The organism is Gilliamella sp. Bif1-4, assembly GCF_001690535.1.
In the GTDB taxonomy this organism is placed as follows: domain Bacteria; phylum Pseudomonadota; class Gammaproteobacteria; order Enterobacterales; family Orbaceae; genus Gilliamella; species Gilliamella bombi.
Window position 1 is genome coordinate 82820 of the sequence record NZ_LZHC01000024.1, and the last position, 17439, is coordinate 100258.

Here is a 17439-nt window from a genome sequence, read left to right on the forward strand (position 1 = left end):
TAATGGCTTCCAATGAATTGGAGTTGTTGCACTTGTTAGGGATAAATAGATTTAGAATTGATCCAATATAGAACTAAAACAACCTCTGAACAATAGCTTGAACTTGTTTTAAGTGATGAATTAGCCGATTTCTATTATCGTTAATAATGTTATTGTTCAAAATGATGAATAAATTTGAGTAGTTATCGAATTAATAGAAATGATATGTAATTAGTATTGGCTGTTTTTACAGCCAATAGTTGGATTTTTAAGTTACAATGTCTTAAAAGCAATATCAGGCAAAATCGCTTCACCTTGCCAATATAACTCACTAGCAATACTTCCTGCAATTTGATAATAAAGTTGGCTAAATTCGCTATCAGGGTGGTTAATGACAGTGGGCTTTCCTGTATCAAGATCTTGGCGTAACATTTTTTGAAGTGGAATTTGCCCTAGCAATTTGGTTTGATATTGCTCAGCTAAATGTTTTGCACCATCTTCACCAAAGATGGCCTCATGATGTCCACAATGTTCGCAAATGTGGTAACTCATGTTTTCAATAATTCCTAGTGTTGGGATGTTTACTTTATTAAACATGGTAATACCTTTTTTTGCATCGATTAAAGCAATATCTTGAGGAGTTGTGATAATCACAGCAGCAGTAACTGGAATGTTTTGCGCTAGGGTTAATTGGATATCCCCTGTGCCTGGAGGCATATCAATGACAAGATAGTCGAGTTCTGGCCAAAGCGTATCTTGTAAAATCTGTAATAGTGCTTTACTTGCCATAGGTCCACGCCATACCATGGCACCATTAGGATTAACTAAATAACCAATGGAATTACTAGCAAGCCCATATGCCATGATTGGTGTCATATGTTTATTATCGGGTGTTAAGGGTTGCTGGTTTTCTGTACCTAGCATGGTTGGGATCGAGGGACCATAAATATCTGCATCTAAGATCCCCACTTTAGCCCCTTGTTTTTGTAAAGCTAGCGCAAGATTGACAGCTGTTGATGATTTGCCCACACCGCCTTTTCCTGAGCTTATCGCGATAATGTTTTTTATATTATTAATGGCATTTTGGTTATTAGCACGTTTTAAAGTAGCAATTTTATATTCAATATGCCAGTCAACTTCATTAACGCTGTTAAGTTTAAGCAATTCTGGAGTGGTTATTTTTTTCAATTCTTCAAAAGTAGATTGCCAAGCGAAAGGCATTGTTAAATTTATAGTTAAGTGGTGATTAACTATTTCGCATTTTTTTATTGCATCGAGTTCAAGTAAATTTTTTTGTAGAGTTGAATGAATAAAATTTTCAAGAATTTTTTTTACTTCAGTGTTCATTGTGGTTATCTCTTTATGCCTTAGTATTTATACTCGTTTTATTTTCAATTACCTTGCATTAAAAGCGTAAAATACCTTAAATAATAAGGCGGTAAACAGTAAATTGGTTTACCCTCATAAAAAATGATTATTTTCTGTTTTGAAATATGAATTGAGTATATAAATTTTATCAAATTATGGCATAAATCTAGCGATAATCCCACGATTGATGTACTATTTCTGCCATTATGTAAAAAAGGGTAATAAATCAACATGACAACTCAACGCAAAATATTGGTGACTTGTGCACTTCCTTATGCCAATGGTGCAATTCACTTAGGTCATATGCTAGAACACATTCAAGCTGATGTATGGGTACGCTATCAACGTATGCGTGGTAATGAGATCTATTTTATTTGTGCTGACGATGCCCATGGCACGCCAATTATGCTCAAGGCTCAGCAATTGGGGATTACTCCGGAGCAGATGATTAGTGAAGTTAAAACCGAACATCAACGTGATTTTTCTGGCTTTAATATTAGTTATGATAATTACCATTCAACACATAGCCCAGAAAATCGTGAGATATCAGAGCAAATTTATAAGCGTTTGAAAGCGAATGGTTATATTAAAACTAAAGTTATTTCACAGCTATTCGATCCTGAAAAACAGATGTTTTTACCTGACCGTTTTGTAAAAGGTACTTGTCCACGCTGTAAAGCGCCTGATCAGTATGGTGATAACTGTGAAGTTTGCGGGGCAACTTATAATCCAATTGATTTAATTAATCCCCAATCAGTAGTATCTGGTGCTACACCTGTTATGAAAGATTCTGAACACTTCTTTTTTGATCTACCCGCTTTTTCAAATATGTTACAAGAGTGGATTCGCTCAGGAACATTACAAGATCAAGTTGCTAATAAAATGCAAGAATGGTTCGAATCAGGCTTACAACCGTGGGATATTAGCCGTGATGCACCTTATTTTGGATTTGAGATCCCCGATGCTCCAGGTAAGTATTTTTATGTTTGGTTAGATGCGCCAATTGGTTATATGGGATCTTTCTTAAATTACTGTAATAAACAAAATAAACCAATTTTTGATGAGTTTTGGGACAAAAATTCAAATACAGAACTGTATCACTTCATTGGTAAAGATATTGTTTATTTCCACAGCTTATTTTGGCCAGCAATGCTTGAAGGTAGCGAATATCGCAAGCCTTCCAATATTTTTGTACATGGTTATGTGACTGTTGATGGTGCAAAAATGTCTAAATCACGCGGTACTTTTATTCAAGCAAGTACCTATCTAAAACATTTAGATCCTGATTGTTTACGTTATTATTATGCGGCTAAATTGTCGTCACATATTGATGATATTGACTTAAGTTTAGAAGACTTTGTTCAACGTGTAAATAGTGATTTAGTCAATAAAGTTGTTAATATTGCTTCGCGTTCGGCTGGTTTTATTTATAAACGCTTTGGCGGCAAATTATCAGATAAAGTGGCAGAGCCTGAACTGTATTCCTTGTTTGTTGAAAAAGCAGAAGTGATTGCTGACTACTTTGAACAACGCGAATCAGGCAAGGCAATTCGTGAAATTATGGCACTTGCTGACGAAGCTAACCGCTATATTGACGAAAAGGCACCTTGGGTGGTTGCTAAACAAGAAGGGCAAGATCAAGTGTTGCAAGATATTTGCTCAATGGGAATTCACTTATTTCGCATCTTAATGACCTATTTAAAACCAATTGTGCCTTCATTGGCTGAACGTACAGAAGCATTTTTAAATAGCAAATTAGAATGGAATGAAATTGATAATGCTTTAACAAGTCATAAAATTAATCAGTTTAAAGCTTTATTTAATCGTATTGATATGGATAAAATTACAAACATGATTGAAGAAACAAAACAACAAGCTGCATTAGCCCAACCGGCAAAACCTAAAGTTGCAGAGCCTATCGCTGACACGATTAATTTTGATGATTTTGCTAAAGTCGATATGCGCGTTGCTTTAATTAAACATGCTTGCTTTGTTGAAGGATCCGATAAATTACTTCAATTAACGCTTGATATTGGTGACGAAACCCGTAATGTGTTTTCAGGTATCAAGCAGTTTTATTCCGATCCAAAGGTGTTAATTGGGCGTTTAACTATTATGATTGCTAACTTAGCACCTCGTAAAATGCGCTTTGGTGTTTCAGAAGGTATGGTGCTTTGTGCAAGTGGTAAAGATGATGGCGAAGGTGTGTACCTACTATCGCTAGATAGTGGCGCTAAACCAGGAATGCGAATTTCGTAATTGATATTTTTATTATAAATAACTGCATCTTAACAAGTTAATATACTTGTTAAGATGTTTCAGGAAACTATGCGTTTCAGTATAAAATTTACTTATTTGATAAATAATTGTAGCGTTTGTTTTTTAGAGTTGTTTTTCTATTATAAGTGTTTAGCTAACCAACTATCATGTAACCATTTTTGAGTTTGCCTTCCTGCTCGAATAAAATCCCAGTCAATATCTCTTTCAAAAACCATTACTGTTTGATCAGGTCCTATAATAGTCCAAAAATAGAGGCCAGTATTTAAATCACGGCATTTGACTTTCATTCCAGTTAGTGTGTTTTTTTTGCCATCAACAATAATAGTTTCGTTATGGGTATTGATCCAATTATTATTATAGTTTTCTAATAAATCTGGTGCATAGTCTTTAAGAAAATTTAGAGTAATTTGTAATGCGATTTCTTTGGAAACTTGTTGGCTAGAAGACTGATATTTAGGTAGTAATCTTACTAATCCTTGTAAATTTTTAGTAGTATCATTTATTAATAATGAAACATGTTGTTGTTCAAGATGTATGCTTTCATTGGGTTCAAAACGATAAAGAGTGACAGGCTGTTTATTGTGGAGTCCCTGTTTAGTTAATACAAAATTAAAATCACGTTCTGCATTTTGTAATAACTTTTGAAAATTTGGTTTAAGTATGTTTTTTGCTTGTTGTATTTGTGTTGAGTTCATAGTGGGTTCCTTTATTGTACTCATTTCTTCGGCGTAACAAGTTGAATTTAAAAAACTTGTTATAATTATTAAGCTAATAAATATTTTTTTCATTATAAAAACCTTAATGGTAATTTCTTTTATTTAACATTAGTTGCAATGCACAAATAAATAGGAAAAGGGTGACGAGTAAAATTAAAGTATTCGTTTCAAAAATGGTTGGTAAAAAGGCGCCTACACTCGCACCAATAAATAAAACACAGGTGTATAGCGATATGGCAATGCCACGACTTTCAGCTTCAGATTCGATTGTAATACATGTAATCATTGATGGAATGGCATAGGCTAGTCCAAAAATAAATATAAAATGGATAATAAATAAAAAACTAACAAAATTTAATTGGTCATTAATATAAAAACAGTGAATTAATAACGAAATGCTCATTAGGCATAATGCCATGAATAATACGTATAATGGTTTGATTAGCTTAAATATATAACCAGCTGTTAGACTAAATAATATAGCAATAATGCTTATATTACGTAGTGTTGGTACATAAATGATTAATGAGCTATGGTGTAATATTGAATAAAGACTAACGAAACTAAGTAAAACAAAGAGCGAACAACAATAGATAGGAAATAATTTTTTATTAAACAAAATATTGGGAAGTTTACTAAAAATTGAAGTTATTGTTGTTTTTTGGGGCGTTGTTTTTTTTCTATTGCTTTTTGAACTGTTGAAATAAAAGCATACAGCGCCTAATGCGTAAATAATACCTAAAAACCACATAGATTTATGCAGTGAATCAACAATCATTATTGAACCAAACCATTGTCCAATGGTTGTTGCGAGTAGAAACGCACAACTAATAATTGAGATTGCTTTAGATTTTGTTGCATCAGCAAGGTTGACCGAAATCCACGCTAATGCAACAGGTGGAAATGAGGCTGCACAAAAGCCTTGGATGGAACGTGCTAGCAATAATAAATAATAACCACTTATCAATGGAATAATAAAAGTGATTAATGCTAAAAGTAGTAAGCCTATTGCTAAAGTAAAATCTTTGCCTATTTTATCCGATAAAATTCCCCAAATAATTAGTCCAATCGCGTAAAAAATACCAAACACACTTGTCAATAAGCTGACATTACTTGGTGTGCTACCTTTGATAAAAATTAGTAAATTTTCTGGAATGGGTAAAAAAATGTATAGAAGGGTAACAACAGCAAGTGCTATAAAAGGAATTAATGTTGTTCCTACGATTAACTTATATTTCATTGATGAGTCCTTTAAGTTTTATTGTTGTATTTAAACTACAACAATTGGAGTATATATCCATTATGGTTTTTAAATCAACATAATTTGTTGTACAATATAATTTAATCGATAAAATATAAAAAAATAAACGATGAAAAAGGTTTTATTATGGAAGATATATCTGTTAAAAATTCATATGATGACTTTTTATCAACCGTGATTGTTGGTATTGGAGAGGTTTCTGAGATGACAAAAATTCCAGTTAGAAAATTACGATATTGGGAAGAAAAAGGTATCATTAAAACGGTTGATCCACAATCTAAGTCTCGTCAATTTGATTTAGCGAATATAAAAAAAATTGTTTTAATTCAAGAATTGATGGAAGATGGATATTCATTGGATGGTGCAGCCAAAAAAGTTGAAGATAGAATTGCAAAAATAGAATCGTTAATGAATCTAATTCAAATGTAATTGTGTGTATATTGGTTTTTATATTGTAATAATATTAATTCAAGTTCTATTCATTAATTAGTTTTATAATTTATTTTCAATATGGGTATTTTATTATTTTGCTTATTAATTGTTGACTTTATTAAGTTTCTTATTGATAGGGTTTTATTAATATTTTAGTAAGCATTTTTTGGGATAAACAGATAAAATCGATATTTAATGTTACATTAAACCATTACCTCAAGGCAAATCGTTTGTTGAAGTTGTTGGTGTTTGCTATGATGAAAAACTAGAAGGCTATTATTTAGAAATGGCCTTTAGTTATGATGAGTGCTATATTTTAATTTTTGTGACGGAAGAGGGTAGTCCTTGGGAAGAAGCTTTATTTATCTATGTACTTGATTCAAAAAACTACAATAAAAAACCTTCCCTTTTACATTTAGGAACCTATTTCATATCTACCCCAAATTTCATTTAAACACCATTTTTTGATCGAAGTAAATAAAATTTCACTTTAACAATATGCTGTATTTTTCTTTTTATCCTGAAATTGGCAATCAAAATAACGATTGCCAAAGCTCAATTTTGTTAAAATTCATATTTTGCTGTTCGATTTAACATTACTTGTAAATTCATTATTTTCTTACTTTTGATTTTCTGACGGATTTCCTGAATAAGGAAATATGCCGTCTTTTAGTGAAAAAGAGAAATCTTTAGTATTAATCTCACCAATAATTTTGTTGCTATCGTATAAAGCCAGTAAAAATTCGGCCATTTGCTTTGCAGTATGATACTTTGTAAAAGTTGCATCGTAGTTGTATTCACTAACATTATTGGCTTTTTCACCAAATTCTGTTTTTGTTGCAGCGGGAGCCAATACCTTTGCGGTTAATTGTGCGTTAGCTTGCTTTAATTCCTGTGCTAGCCCTTCGGTAAAAGCATTGACATAGAATTTTGTTGCGCAATAAGTTACCGCATTAGGAACGAGAGTATACCCGCCTCGGGAGGAGATGTTTATTAGTTGTGTTTCGGGTTCATTTTGATATTTACGTACATACAGTGTTGAAAAAATCGTTAGGGTTTCAATATTTAAATGAAGCATTGATTCTATTTTTACTAAATCTTGATCGCTAACACTGCCGTAATGACCAAAACCGGCATTATTAATCCATGTTTCAATAAAATAGCTGTCTAAATCATTAAAAAGGGAATAAGCGTTGGTTGGTTGTGATAAATCACAAAGTTTTATAATTACGTCTAATGCTGGGGCAATTTTTGCAATTTCTTGTTGTAAAAGTTCCAACTTTTCTTGTCTTCTTGCAATAACAATAAGGTTTTTATTTCGTTTTGCAAAAGCAATAGCGGTTGCATAACCTATGCCTGAACTAGCACCGGTTATGGCGGTATATTTTTTATGTGTATTGGTCATTTTTATTTTCTCTAATATTTTAAATTTTTGTTGGTGTTCGGTTCATTTAAATCACTTAATGTGAGGTAAACACTTCTATCATGATAATAGAAGTTTAGTATTATTTCTGTTTGTTAATACTTTTATTCATTGATTATTTGTTTTTTGTTTGCCATGAATTGTGTGGTACTTCAAATTCTCTTGTTGTTTGTGCAATAGCATCATTTAACTGTTGACGATTTAATGGTACGCAATAAGCAGGCTTTGCACGCTCAAACCGCCAGCTGTTTGATAAAGTGCCTACATCAACATAATCATAGCCAATACTTTCTAGTAGAGTGAAAATAATTTGTTTGGCAGCTAAGTCATCTCCAGCTATAGGAATTGCTCTTCTATCTGATTTATCATTGGGTTTTGCATCTTTAATAACATCTTTTGCAAGAATCGCATTAAAAACTTTAACTACTCTAGATTTATCAAGATGTTTAGCGACTAATTCGCTGGTTGTTGTTGCATGATTATCTAATTGTTCTAAATGACCATCGCGGTCAGGGTAATAATTAGTGGCATCAAGCACTATTTTTCCGCTGAGTAGCTCTGCTGGTAATTGTGTATAATTGATAAAAGGAATGGCAACAAGAATTATATCACCAAATTTAATGGCTTCTTCTTGGCTTCCAATTTGGCAGTTCAAGCGAGAGGCTACACTAAATAGTGTTTTTTTGTCTCTAGAATTACTTAACATTACTTGATATCCTGCTTGTATAAATAATGTTGCGCAGGCTTGACTTACAAATCCTGCTCCTATAATACCGATTTTTTTCATCTATTTGCTCCTTATTTTGTGTTTACTTGATTTATGCTATGATATTTGCAAAATAAAAATTGATAAATGTCTTTTAATTTGTTTTATTAACAACTGTGGATTGGTAATATGGATCTTTTTAGAAGTATGGAGGCTTTTGTATTGACTGTGAAGACAGGTTCTTTTGCATCAGCTTCTATTTCATTAAATACCTCTCCCCAAATGGTTGCGAAATATATTCTTTTTTTAGAAACGCAATTAGGGCTAAAGTTACTTAATCGAACAACACGTACACAAAATCTTACTGAATTTGGTAAGCAGTATTATGAGCGTTGTTTAAGTATTTTAGGTGCAGTTAAATCTACTTCTATGCTTGCGCAACAGTTTTTAGATGAACCTAGTGGTGCACTTAGAATTAGCGCACCATTTACGTTTGGTAATTTCAGTTTGGTACCATTAATTAGTCGTTTTATGAAGCGTTATCCCAAAATTAGTGTTGATATACAACTGAGTGATTATTATGTTGATTTGATTAAGGACGGTTTTGATATTGCTTTTCGTATTGGTGATTTAAGTGATTCAGGGATCATTGCTCGTAAACTTAATCCTTATCAACTTATTTTTGCCGCTTCACCAGATTATTTAGCGCAATATGGTGTTCCATTAACACCAGATGATTTGAAAAAGCATCAGTGCTTGATTTACCAATATGTTAATCAGAATAAAAAAGATCATGTTTGGTCAGTTATGATTAGTGGTGAAATAATTAATATTCCTATATCAGGGACATTTCAAAGTAATCAGACGTCAGCTTTAGCGATAGCTGCGATTGAAGGGTTAGGTATCACGATGCTACCAGAATCTATGTTACAAGAATCAATCAAGCAAAAAAAATTATTTCCCATATTACAAGAATTTTTACCGCCTGCGAAGCAGCTTAATATGCTTTATACTGCCGATCATCAGCAACCACCAAAATTAAAAACATTTATTGAATTTGTGTTGAATGAAATGTCTTAAGTGATAGGTATATTTTTTAGAGATAATAAAAAAGGCGGTTTGATCGCCTTTTTTATAATTACCATAATTGATTCTATAATTATTTTATTGTAGCTAAAGTGCTTACTTCTTTACCTAACATATTGTTTAGATAAACTAAATCATTAGCAGTTAAAGTTCCTACTGCATATTTTAATTGTAGTAAACTGGTTAAATAGTTATATTTTGCATCAGATAAATTCCGTTTAGAACTGTATAGTTGAGTTGTTGCATTTAATACGTCAACAATCGTTCGTGTTCCAACTTGATAGCCAGAATTGGTTGCTTCTAATGAACTTTGTGCAGAAACCGCCGCTTGTTGATAAGCTTTAATTGCACTTATTGATGATGAAATGTTGTTGTACGATGAGCGCACTTGATTAATCACGCCACGATTGGTGCTTTCTAATTTTTCGCTAAAGCTCACGTAATTTTGTTGTGCTTGTTCAACTTTAGACATTGTTGCACCACCTGAAAAGATAGGTAGGTTTACACTGACGCCAACATAGTTATTCCCTGAATAAGATTTACCATGAGCACCAGTCCCTACGCTATTACCGTATCTATCAGTTTTATTCAAATTAGTTGATGCATCTAAACTTGCTGTAGGTAAATGTCCTGCCTGTGAGAGTTTGATTTGTTCACGCGCTATGTCTTGATTTAACCTCATTGTTAATAAATTAAGATTAGATTTTTCAGATTGTTTTAACAGTGCGCTGATTTGTGCTGGCGATTCTGTTTTAAATGTATTGGTATTGACACTTGCTAAACTTGAATAAAAACGACCACTTACTTGTCGCAATGCTTCAATGGCATTATTTAAATCATTTAATGCATTAACTTGTTGTGCAACAGTTAAGTCATAGTTAGCTTGAGCGTTTTGTACATCAGTGATTGCAACTAAACCAACTTGATGTTGTTGACGCGTTTGTTCTAACTGACGGCCAATTGCTTTTTTCTGTGCATCAATAAAGCTTAATGCATCAAGTGCTTTTAATACATTAAAATAAGCGACAGAAGTATTTAAGATTAATGTTTGACCTTGGTATTGATAGGCAATATCGGCAATACTTGCTTGTTTTTTAGTAATATCTAAGGCTTTCCAATTTGAGAAATTAAAAATGCTTTGAGATAATGCGACTTGGTATAAGTTGCCACTTTTAGATTTTACTCCACTTGTATCACGTCGACCATGAGTAACACCATAGGAAGCACTTAAACCAACTTGTGGTAGTAAACTTGCTCGAGAACCTGAAATTGCTGCGTATGCTTTATTTTTTTCAGCTAATGAACTGCGTAGATCTGGGTTAGTTTCTTTTGCTTGTTCATAAACTTGTATCAAATTTTCAGCAAAGACAGATTGGCTTAACGCTAAGCCAATTAAAAAGGTTAAGGTTTTTTTCATCAATCTTCTCTTTAAAAATCATTAAAATATAGTAGTATTTTTAATGGTGTAATTTTAACAGATAATTAGTATATAGTAAGTATAGTTTGTGTGTCATTCGCACTTTTTATTCAAATTCAGTTTAAATTCGGGAACTTTTATGAAAATTAAAAACAGTCTGGTAAATTTTGACAAAAATGATGTGTTTAATTTAACAAAACGAATCTTGTACAAAGGTTTTTTTTCTTTGCTTGAATATCGTTTTCAGTATCGAAAATTTGATGGTTCAATTAGTGAGATTGTAACTCGTGAAATTTTAGAACGTGGGCATGCGGTTGTACTTTTAGCATATGATGCAAAATGTGATGAAGTTGTGCTAATTGAGCAAATCCGGATTGCTGCTATTGAAACCCAAGATAGTCCTTGGATACTAGAACTTATTGCAGGTATGATGGATCATGAGAATGAGTCATTTGAAGAAGTAGCAAGACGTGAAGCAATGGAGGAAGCGGGAGTTGTTATTGGTAGATGTAAACCCATTATCAGTTATTTAGCATCTCCTGGAGGTTTAACTGAACAATTGCACATTTTTGTAGGTGAAGTTGACTCATCAACCGCTGAAGGTATTCATGGTCTTGACGAGGAAAGTGAAGATATTAAAGTTCATGTAGTAAGTCGAGTTCAAGCTTATCAATGGGTTAAAGATGGAGTGATTAACAATGCTGCATCAATTATTGCGCTTCAATGGTTAGAACTTAATCATGAGTTATTAAGAAAAGAGTGGAAATAACTTTTTTAGTCATCATTTTTAATTATTTCTTTCATAAATGTGTGAACTATTTTACACTTTAATAGAATGCTAGGATTTATAATAAATTATTTTTTCAGTCACAATGTCTATTGTGTTGTTGACATTATTAACCATGATTATAGATTAATAGACAATTGGGGTGAATTTTGGAGTCATTTCTAAAACTTCCAATCTGTAATAAAAATTACGGTAAAATATTACATATAACTGATACTCATCTTTTCGCTGATGATAATGGTTCATTGCTTGGTGTTAATTCTAATGCAAGCTTTCTAGCGGTTATAAATGAAGTTGAACTTAGTAATAAGAAGTTTGATTTAATTGTAGCAACTGGCGACTTTGTACAAGATGGTTCTAAAAAAGCTTATGCTCGTTTTGCCGAACAAATAATTAAGTTTGATACTCCTTGTGTGTGGCTGGCTGGCAATCATGATAATTATTCGTATATGCAAGATGTGTTTGCAAATTATCAATTTGCTGATAATAAGGTAGTTTTGTTAGGAGATAACTGGTTGATTGTTTTATTAAATAGCCAAGTTGTTGGTCAGGCTTATGGTTTCTTATCTGAAACTGAACTTAAGTTTTTACACAATGTTTTAACTGAACATCCTAATAGAAATGCGTTAGTTTTTTTACACCACCATCCAGTTAATTCTGGTTGCTATTGGTTAGATCATCATATTTTAAAAAATAGTGATCAGTTAGAGAAAATTATTCAAAAACATCCCAATGTAAAAGGAATTGGCTGGGGGCACATTCATCAAAAACAAGATTATGTTTGGCATAATTGTAAGGCATTTTCAACTCCTTCAACTTGCTTTCAATTTAAACCTGAATGTTACGATTTTCAATTATCAAGCGACGATGCACCAGGTTGGCGGGAAATCACACTTAAGATTGATGGTTCTATTGATAGTGATGTTTATCGATTAAAGGATAATCAGTTTTTGCCAGATGTTTCTCAAAATGGTTATTAGCAGATAGTAATCATAATAAGCTTAAAATTGGTTAATAATCATAACAAAGGTGCGAAAAAGTAAAAAAGCCGCTCGACAATGCGTTGCCAAATAGGGCGTTGATTCCACTCTTTGGTATTTATTTCATCTGAATTAGATAAATATTTTTGTAAGAGATTTGATAAAGATTTAGCGAACTCTGCATCATCAATCACAGCTGTAATTTCAAAATTAAGCCACAAACTGCGCATATCTAAATTGACAGTACCGACAAGACTTAATTGATTGTCAATTAAAACACTTTTGGTATGTAGCAAATTATCATTAAATTGATAAAGTTTTACTCCACCATTTAATAATTCGGAAAAAAATGCTCGGCTTGCCCATTTAACCATTAGTGAGTCATTATTTTTGGGAATGATGATGATGACTTCAACACCTCGCTGTGCCGCTGTGCATACAGCATGTAAAATATCATCACTTGGTACTAAATAAGGTGTAGTGAAAATAATTTGTTCTTGTGCCGAATAAATTGCCGTTAATAACACTTGGTGGATCATGTTTTCCATATAACCTGGACCCGATGCAATTAATTGCATAATGTGTTTATTATCTTCTGGTGGTTCAGCAAAATCAGTAATTTTTGGTAGGGCTAAATATTTGCCTGTTTCTAATTCCCAATCACTGGCATATAGGGCGCCCATGAGTGTTGTGACAGGGCCATTCATTCTGACCATGATATCAACCCATTTGCCAACATGTTTATTTTGTTTGAAGTAAAGCGGATCGACAATATTCATACTACCAGTATAAGATATATAGTTATCGATAATAGCTACTTTGCGGTGTTGACGTAAATCCAACCGTCTAAACATAAATCGAAGTAAATTTACTTGTAAGGCTTCGACAATGATGATACCAGCATCACGCATTCTTTTACTAACATTACTTTTAATAAAATGTCTGCTACCAGCAGAATCAACCATTAATCGGCAAGTTACACCTCGTTTAGTTGCTTGAATAAGTGCTTGCTCGACATCATCAGCACGACCGCCTTCATTCCATATATAAAATACCATTTCGATATTTGATGTTGCATGATTTATATCATCAATTAAACGGTTAAAAATTATATTTGTTTCACTCAGTAACTCAATATGATTGCCATTAATTCCATCAAGACCAGTTTGATGTTTACAGAGTTGAAAAATTGGTTTGCTGACTTGGCTGACTTTGTTGGTGAATATGTCAGGAAAGTCACTTAGTTGGTTAATAAACTTGGAAATAGTCGGGCGCATTTTTTGTGCGCGTTTAACTCGTTGCTGACCTAAGTGAGCTTCGCCCAGTGAAAAATAAAGAATCACACCGACAAGCGGTAAAATATAAATAACCAGCATCCATGCAATAACATAAGTTGTCGGTCTTCGCTTAAAGACAATCCGTAAAGTTGTTGAAACAATGATCAACCAATAAATAAGGAAGATCAAAGTACTAATTAATGCATGAAATGAGGTAAATTGCATATTTAATTAGCTATCAGTTAGGTTTAACTTGGTTATTGGATCTTTAGTACAATCATAATTTTGAAATACTTCAGGTAATGGTTTTGGATTATTATGTTTATCTACTGAAACATATGTGAATACGGCATCTGTTATGCAAAACCGTTGTGTTGAATCCGATGTATCTATGACTTTTTTAACCCAAACTTCAATACCAATTGTGATAGAGGTTTTTCCAGTTTTGATGCAATGAGCATAACAACAAACAACATCTCCTACCATTGCGGGCTTGTAAAATGTAATACTACTAGCATTAACGGTTACAACTCGATTTCTGGCTATTTCTTTTGATAAAATACCTCCAGCGAGATCCATTTGAGACATTATCCATCCACCAAAAATGTGACCATGCGGATTAGTGTCAGCAGGCATTGCTAGCGTTCTAAGTACTAATTGACCTTTAGGGGCTATATTTTGTGTCATGCTAAATTACTCCGTATGTACAATTTATTTATTTTCGGTATCTTTATTCATATTTTTATAGATATAGATACCTGATATCAACGATAATAGTAAGGATGCACTAGGTAAAATAAATACTTTAAATATCCAAAAGAAATCATCTGTCATGTAATAGGTCGCACCTAAACTAATGGTGCCACATAATATAAAAAAGAAGATCCATAATAAATTTAATTTATTCCAGATGTTTATCTCTAGTTGTATTTCTTTCCCTAACATTGTTTGAAGTAGGTTTTTTTTGAAAAAAAATTGGCTAACTAATAGGGCTGAGGCAAATAAGAAATTAATAATAGTTACTTTCCATTTTATGATATTAGGATCACGCATATAGAGTGTGAATCCACCAAAAACCATAACCATCAGATAAGAAATTAGTTCTACTTTATCTAATTTTCTATATAAAATTAGAACAAGAAGAAAACACAAGGTAGCAGCAATCATTAATGCTTGAACGCCAACAAAAATATCATACTTGGTTAGAAATACAAAAAAGAATACAAGAGGAATAAAATTTAAAAGTTGTTTCATTCAATTATTGTCCTAGCACTAAAGATGAATTGATATATTCTAAATAAAAAGCCTATTGGAATAGGCTTATTTTTTGTGATGAAGTTCGGGATGGGCTTTGCAATCACCCGACTGGCAATGGCCATATAGATATAAACTGTGAAAAGTTAAATTAACACCATATTGTTCGGCAATCTCTTTTTGTCTAGCATTGATAATATCATCACGAAACTCAAATACTTCGCCACAATCTAAACAAATTAAATGATTATGATGTTGTTGTGTTGCTAGTTCAAATACTGCTTTGCCACCTTCAAAGTTATGACGAGTAACAATTCCAGCATCATCAAATTGATTCAAAACACGGTAAACTGTTGCAAGTCCAATTTCTTCCCCCATATTAAGTAGTTTTTTGTAAAGATCTTCTACAGTAATGTGTTGGCATGAAGGATCTCGTAATAATTCTAAAATCTTTAATCGTGGTAACGTAACCTTTAAACCAGCACTTTTGAGTGCTTCGTTATTATCATTATCATGATTTGTCATATTACTTCCCAATTAATTTATTGATCATAATTCATTATAGGAACTATGTACGGTAAATAAAAGAAATCAATTCAATAGACTAAATTTTCATTTCTGTTTTGACTTGATTTACCCAATTGTTAATACGTTCTTCAGTTAATTCTGGTTGACGATCTTCATCAATGGCTAAACCAATGAAATGAGTGTCATCAATTAAGCTTTTAGATGCTTCGAAACTATAACCTTCGGTTGACCAGTGTCCAACAATTTTTGCTCCTTTAGGTTCAATAATATCGCGGAGTGTTCCCATAGCATCACAGAAATATTCTGCATAGTCTTCTTGATCGCCACAACCAAAGATAGCCACTGTTTTACCACTAAAATCAATTTTTTCTAAATTGGGAAAAAAGTCATCCCAGTCAGCTTGAGATTCACCATAGTACCAAGTTGGAATACCGAAAAATAGGTAATCGTATTGTTCAATGTTTTCTTTAGTGGCTTTTGCAATGTCGAAAAGATCAGCTTTGTCACTACCTAAAATGAGTTGGATTTGCTTTGCTACATTTTCTGTATTACCTGTATCACTACCAAAAAAAATACCAACTTGTTTCATATTTGTACCTTTACTATCTATGATATTAAAATATTTTAGGAGTATATCATTGTCACTTATTATCAGCAATAATTCTAAATTACACAGAACATAAGTTATTATGTGCTATACAATTTATTTATCTTGCATTAAAATTATTGCCTATTTTTTATATTAAATTAGGCTGTGGAATTTCATTATGAATTTGCATGAGTATCAATCTAAATATCTTTTTAAACAATATAATTTGCCTGTACCTGAAGGGTATGTTTGTAACTCAATCGGTGAAATACAAGATACATTAGCTGAATTATCTTCAGGGACAAATTTAGGAGCTTGGGTTGCTAAATGTCAAGTTCATGCAGGGGGAAGGGGTAAAGCTGGTGGTGTTATTTGTACTCAAAACTATAGTGAAATAATGCAATTTGCTGAAAAATGGTTAGGGCAAAATCTAGTTACTTATCAAACCACCGATAAAGGTCAACCAGTTAATAAGATTTTAATTGAAAAAGCGTCTAATATTCAGAAAGAACTTTATTTAGGAGCAGTGGTCGATCGTAGTTCCAAGCGTGTAGTAATTATGGCTTCGACAGAAGGTGGTGTTGATATTGAAAGCGTTGCTGAAAAAACACCATATTTAATTTATAAAACTTCACTTGACCCGTTAACTGGCCCTTGTGCTTACCAAGGGCGTGAACTTGCGTTCAAATTGGGATTAACAGGTAAATTAATTAATCAATTTACAAAGTTATTTGTTAATTTTGCAAAACTATTTTTAGAAAATGATGTTTCATTAGCTGAAGTCAATCCATTAGCGATTACTGATTCCGATGAACTAATTTGTTTAGACGCAAAGGTTGTGTTAGACGATAATGCCATTTTTAGACATCCTAATTTAAATATTTTAAGGGACACAACTCAAGAAGATGAACGTGAGTCAATTGCCGCAAAACAAGGTATTAGCTATGTATCATTAAATGGCAATATTGGTTGTATGGTTAATGGTGCAGGTCTTGCGATGGCAACTATGGATATTATTAAACTACATGGTGGTTCGCCAGCTAACTTTTTGGACGTTGGTGGTGGCACAACGAAAGAGCGTGTTGCTGAAGCATTTAAGTTAATATTATCTGACAAAAACGTGAAAGCGATTTTAGTTAATATTTTTGGTGGTATTGTTCGTTGCGATTTAATTGCCGATGGAATTATTAGTGCAATTAAAGAAATAGGTCTTACTGTTCCTGTTGTTGTTCGCCTTGAAGGTAACAATGCACAGCTTGCTCGAGAAATTTTAGCTAAAAGTAAATTAAATGTTATTACTGCCGAAAGTTTACTAGATGCGGCCCAAAAAATTGTTGCTGTTGCCAAATAATAGGA

The 17439-nt window shown here is 32.7% G+C and carries 17 protein-coding genes; 6 read left to right on the forward strand and 11 right to left on the reverse strand.

Annotated features, from left to right (window positions below; translation table 11 throughout):
* Positions 1-252: 252 nt before the first annotated feature.
* Entirely contained in the window at positions 253-1326 is a 1074-nt protein-coding gene (apbC, locus tag A9G25_RS03170; protein WP_065625710.1) for an iron-sulfur cluster carrier protein ApbC, read from the reverse strand.
* Positions 1327-1578: 252 nt separating this feature from the next.
* Between apbC and metG the strand changes: the two genes are divergently transcribed.
* Entirely contained in the window at positions 1579-3606 is a 2028-nt protein-coding gene (metG, locus tag A9G25_RS03175; protein ID WP_065625711.1) for a methionine--tRNA ligase, read from the forward strand.
* A gap of 140 nt (positions 3607-3746) precedes the next feature.
* Here the strand turns inward: metG and A9G25_RS03180 are convergent, their stop codons facing one another.
* Positions 3747-4322 (reverse strand): hypothetical protein, encoded by a 576-nt coding sequence (locus A9G25_RS03180; RefSeq protein ID WP_065625712.1) that lies wholly within the window; start codon positions 4320-4322, stop codon positions 3747-3749.
* Positions 4323-4425: 103 nt separating this feature from the next.
* Positions 4426-5583, reverse strand: coding sequence for an MFS transporter (locus tag A9G25_RS03185; protein ID WP_065582443.1), 1158 nt, complete (start codon positions 5581-5583; stop codon positions 4426-4428).
* Between the two features lie 147 nt (positions 5584-5730).
* On the opposite strand from A9G25_RS03185, the gene A9G25_RS03190 reads away from it, so the two are divergent.
* On the forward strand, positions 5731-6033 hold the full coding sequence (locus A9G25_RS03190) for a MerR family transcriptional regulator (RefSeq protein ID WP_065582444.1): 303 nt from the start codon (positions 5731-5733) through the stop codon (positions 6031-6033).
* Positions 6034-6655: 622 nt separating this feature from the next.
* Here A9G25_RS03190 and A9G25_RS03195 read toward each other — a convergent pair.
* Both A9G25_RS03195 and A9G25_RS03200 read right to left on the reverse strand, forming a co-directional pair.
* Entirely contained in the window at positions 6656-7441 is a 786-nt protein-coding gene (locus tag A9G25_RS03195) for an SDR family NAD(P)-dependent oxidoreductase (protein WP_065625713.1), read from the reverse strand.
* Between the two features lie 133 nt (positions 7442-7574).
* Positions 7575-8246 carry an NADPH-dependent F420 reductase gene (locus tag A9G25_RS03200; RefSeq protein WP_065625714.1) on the reverse strand — a complete coding sequence of 224 codons (672 nt, stop codon included), beginning with the start codon at positions 8244-8246 and terminating at the stop codon, positions 7575-7577.
* Between the two features lie 108 nt (positions 8247-8354).
* On the opposite strand from A9G25_RS03200, the gene A9G25_RS03205 reads away from it, so the two are divergent.
* A complete protein-coding gene (locus A9G25_RS03205; protein WP_065625715.1) occupies positions 8355-9245 on the forward strand; it encodes a LysR family transcriptional regulator in 891 nt (296 codons plus the stop codon).
* Positions 9246-9324: 79 nt separating this feature from the next.
* Here A9G25_RS03205 and tolC read toward each other — a convergent pair whose 3' ends face one another.
* The gene (gene tolC, locus A9G25_RS03210) at positions 9325-10668 is read right to left on the reverse strand and encodes an outer membrane channel protein TolC (protein ID WP_065625716.1); all 1344 of its coding nucleotides are present in this window, start codon (positions 10666-10668) and stop codon (positions 9325-9327) included.
* Positions 10669-10807: 139 nt separating this feature from the next.
* Here tolC and nudF point away from each other — a divergent pair, with 139 nt between their 5' ends.
* The gene (nudF, locus tag A9G25_RS03215) at positions 10808-11437 is read left to right on the forward strand and encodes an ADP-ribose diphosphatase (RefSeq protein WP_065625717.1); all 630 of its coding nucleotides are present in this window, start codon (positions 10808-10810) and stop codon (positions 11435-11437) included.
* 167 nt (positions 11438-11604) lie between these two features.
* Positions 11605-12435, forward strand: a complete 831-nt coding sequence (gene cpdA, locus A9G25_RS03220; RefSeq protein ID WP_065625718.1) for a 3',5'-cyclic-AMP phosphodiesterase — start codon at positions 11605-11607, stop codon at positions 12433-12435.
* Between the two features lie 38 nt (positions 12436-12473).
* On the opposite strand, the gene cls is transcribed toward cpdA, so the two are convergent.
* The 5 genes from cls to fldA all read right to left on the reverse strand — a co-directional run bounded on the left by cls (position 12474) and on the right by fldA (position 16083).
* Positions 12474-13937: a cardiolipin synthase gene (gene cls / locus A9G25_RS03225; protein WP_065625719.1), complete on the reverse strand. Its 1464-nt coding sequence runs from the start codon at positions 13935-13937 to the stop codon at positions 12474-12476.
* A gap of 6 nt (positions 13938-13943) precedes the next feature.
* On the reverse strand, positions 13944-14399 hold the full coding sequence (yciA, locus tag A9G25_RS03230) for an acyl-CoA thioester hydrolase YciA (protein WP_065560601.1): 456 nt from the start codon (positions 14397-14399) through the stop codon (positions 13944-13946).
* A gap of 24 nt (positions 14400-14423) precedes the next feature.
* Positions 14424-14966: an inner membrane-spanning protein YciB gene (locus A9G25_RS03235; RefSeq protein WP_065625720.1), complete on the reverse strand. Its 543-nt coding sequence runs from the start codon at positions 14964-14966 to the stop codon at positions 14424-14426.
* 66 nt (positions 14967-15032) lie between these two features.
* On the reverse strand, positions 15033-15491 hold the full coding sequence (gene fur, locus A9G25_RS03240; RefSeq protein ID WP_034909755.1) for a ferric iron uptake transcriptional regulator: 459 nt from the start codon (positions 15489-15491) through the stop codon (positions 15033-15035).
* A 79-nt stretch (positions 15492-15570) separates the two neighbouring features.
* A complete protein-coding gene (fldA, locus tag A9G25_RS03245) occupies positions 15571-16083 on the reverse strand; it encodes a flavodoxin FldA (RefSeq protein WP_034909753.1) in 513 nt (170 codons plus the stop codon).
* A 178-nt stretch (positions 16084-16261) separates the two neighbouring features.
* Between fldA and sucC the strand changes: the two genes are divergently transcribed.
* A complete protein-coding gene (gene sucC, locus A9G25_RS03250; RefSeq protein ID WP_065625721.1) occupies positions 16262-17434 on the forward strand; it encodes an ADP-forming succinate--CoA ligase subunit beta in 1173 nt (390 codons plus the stop codon).
* The last annotated feature ends 5 nt before the right edge of the window (positions 17435-17439 follow it).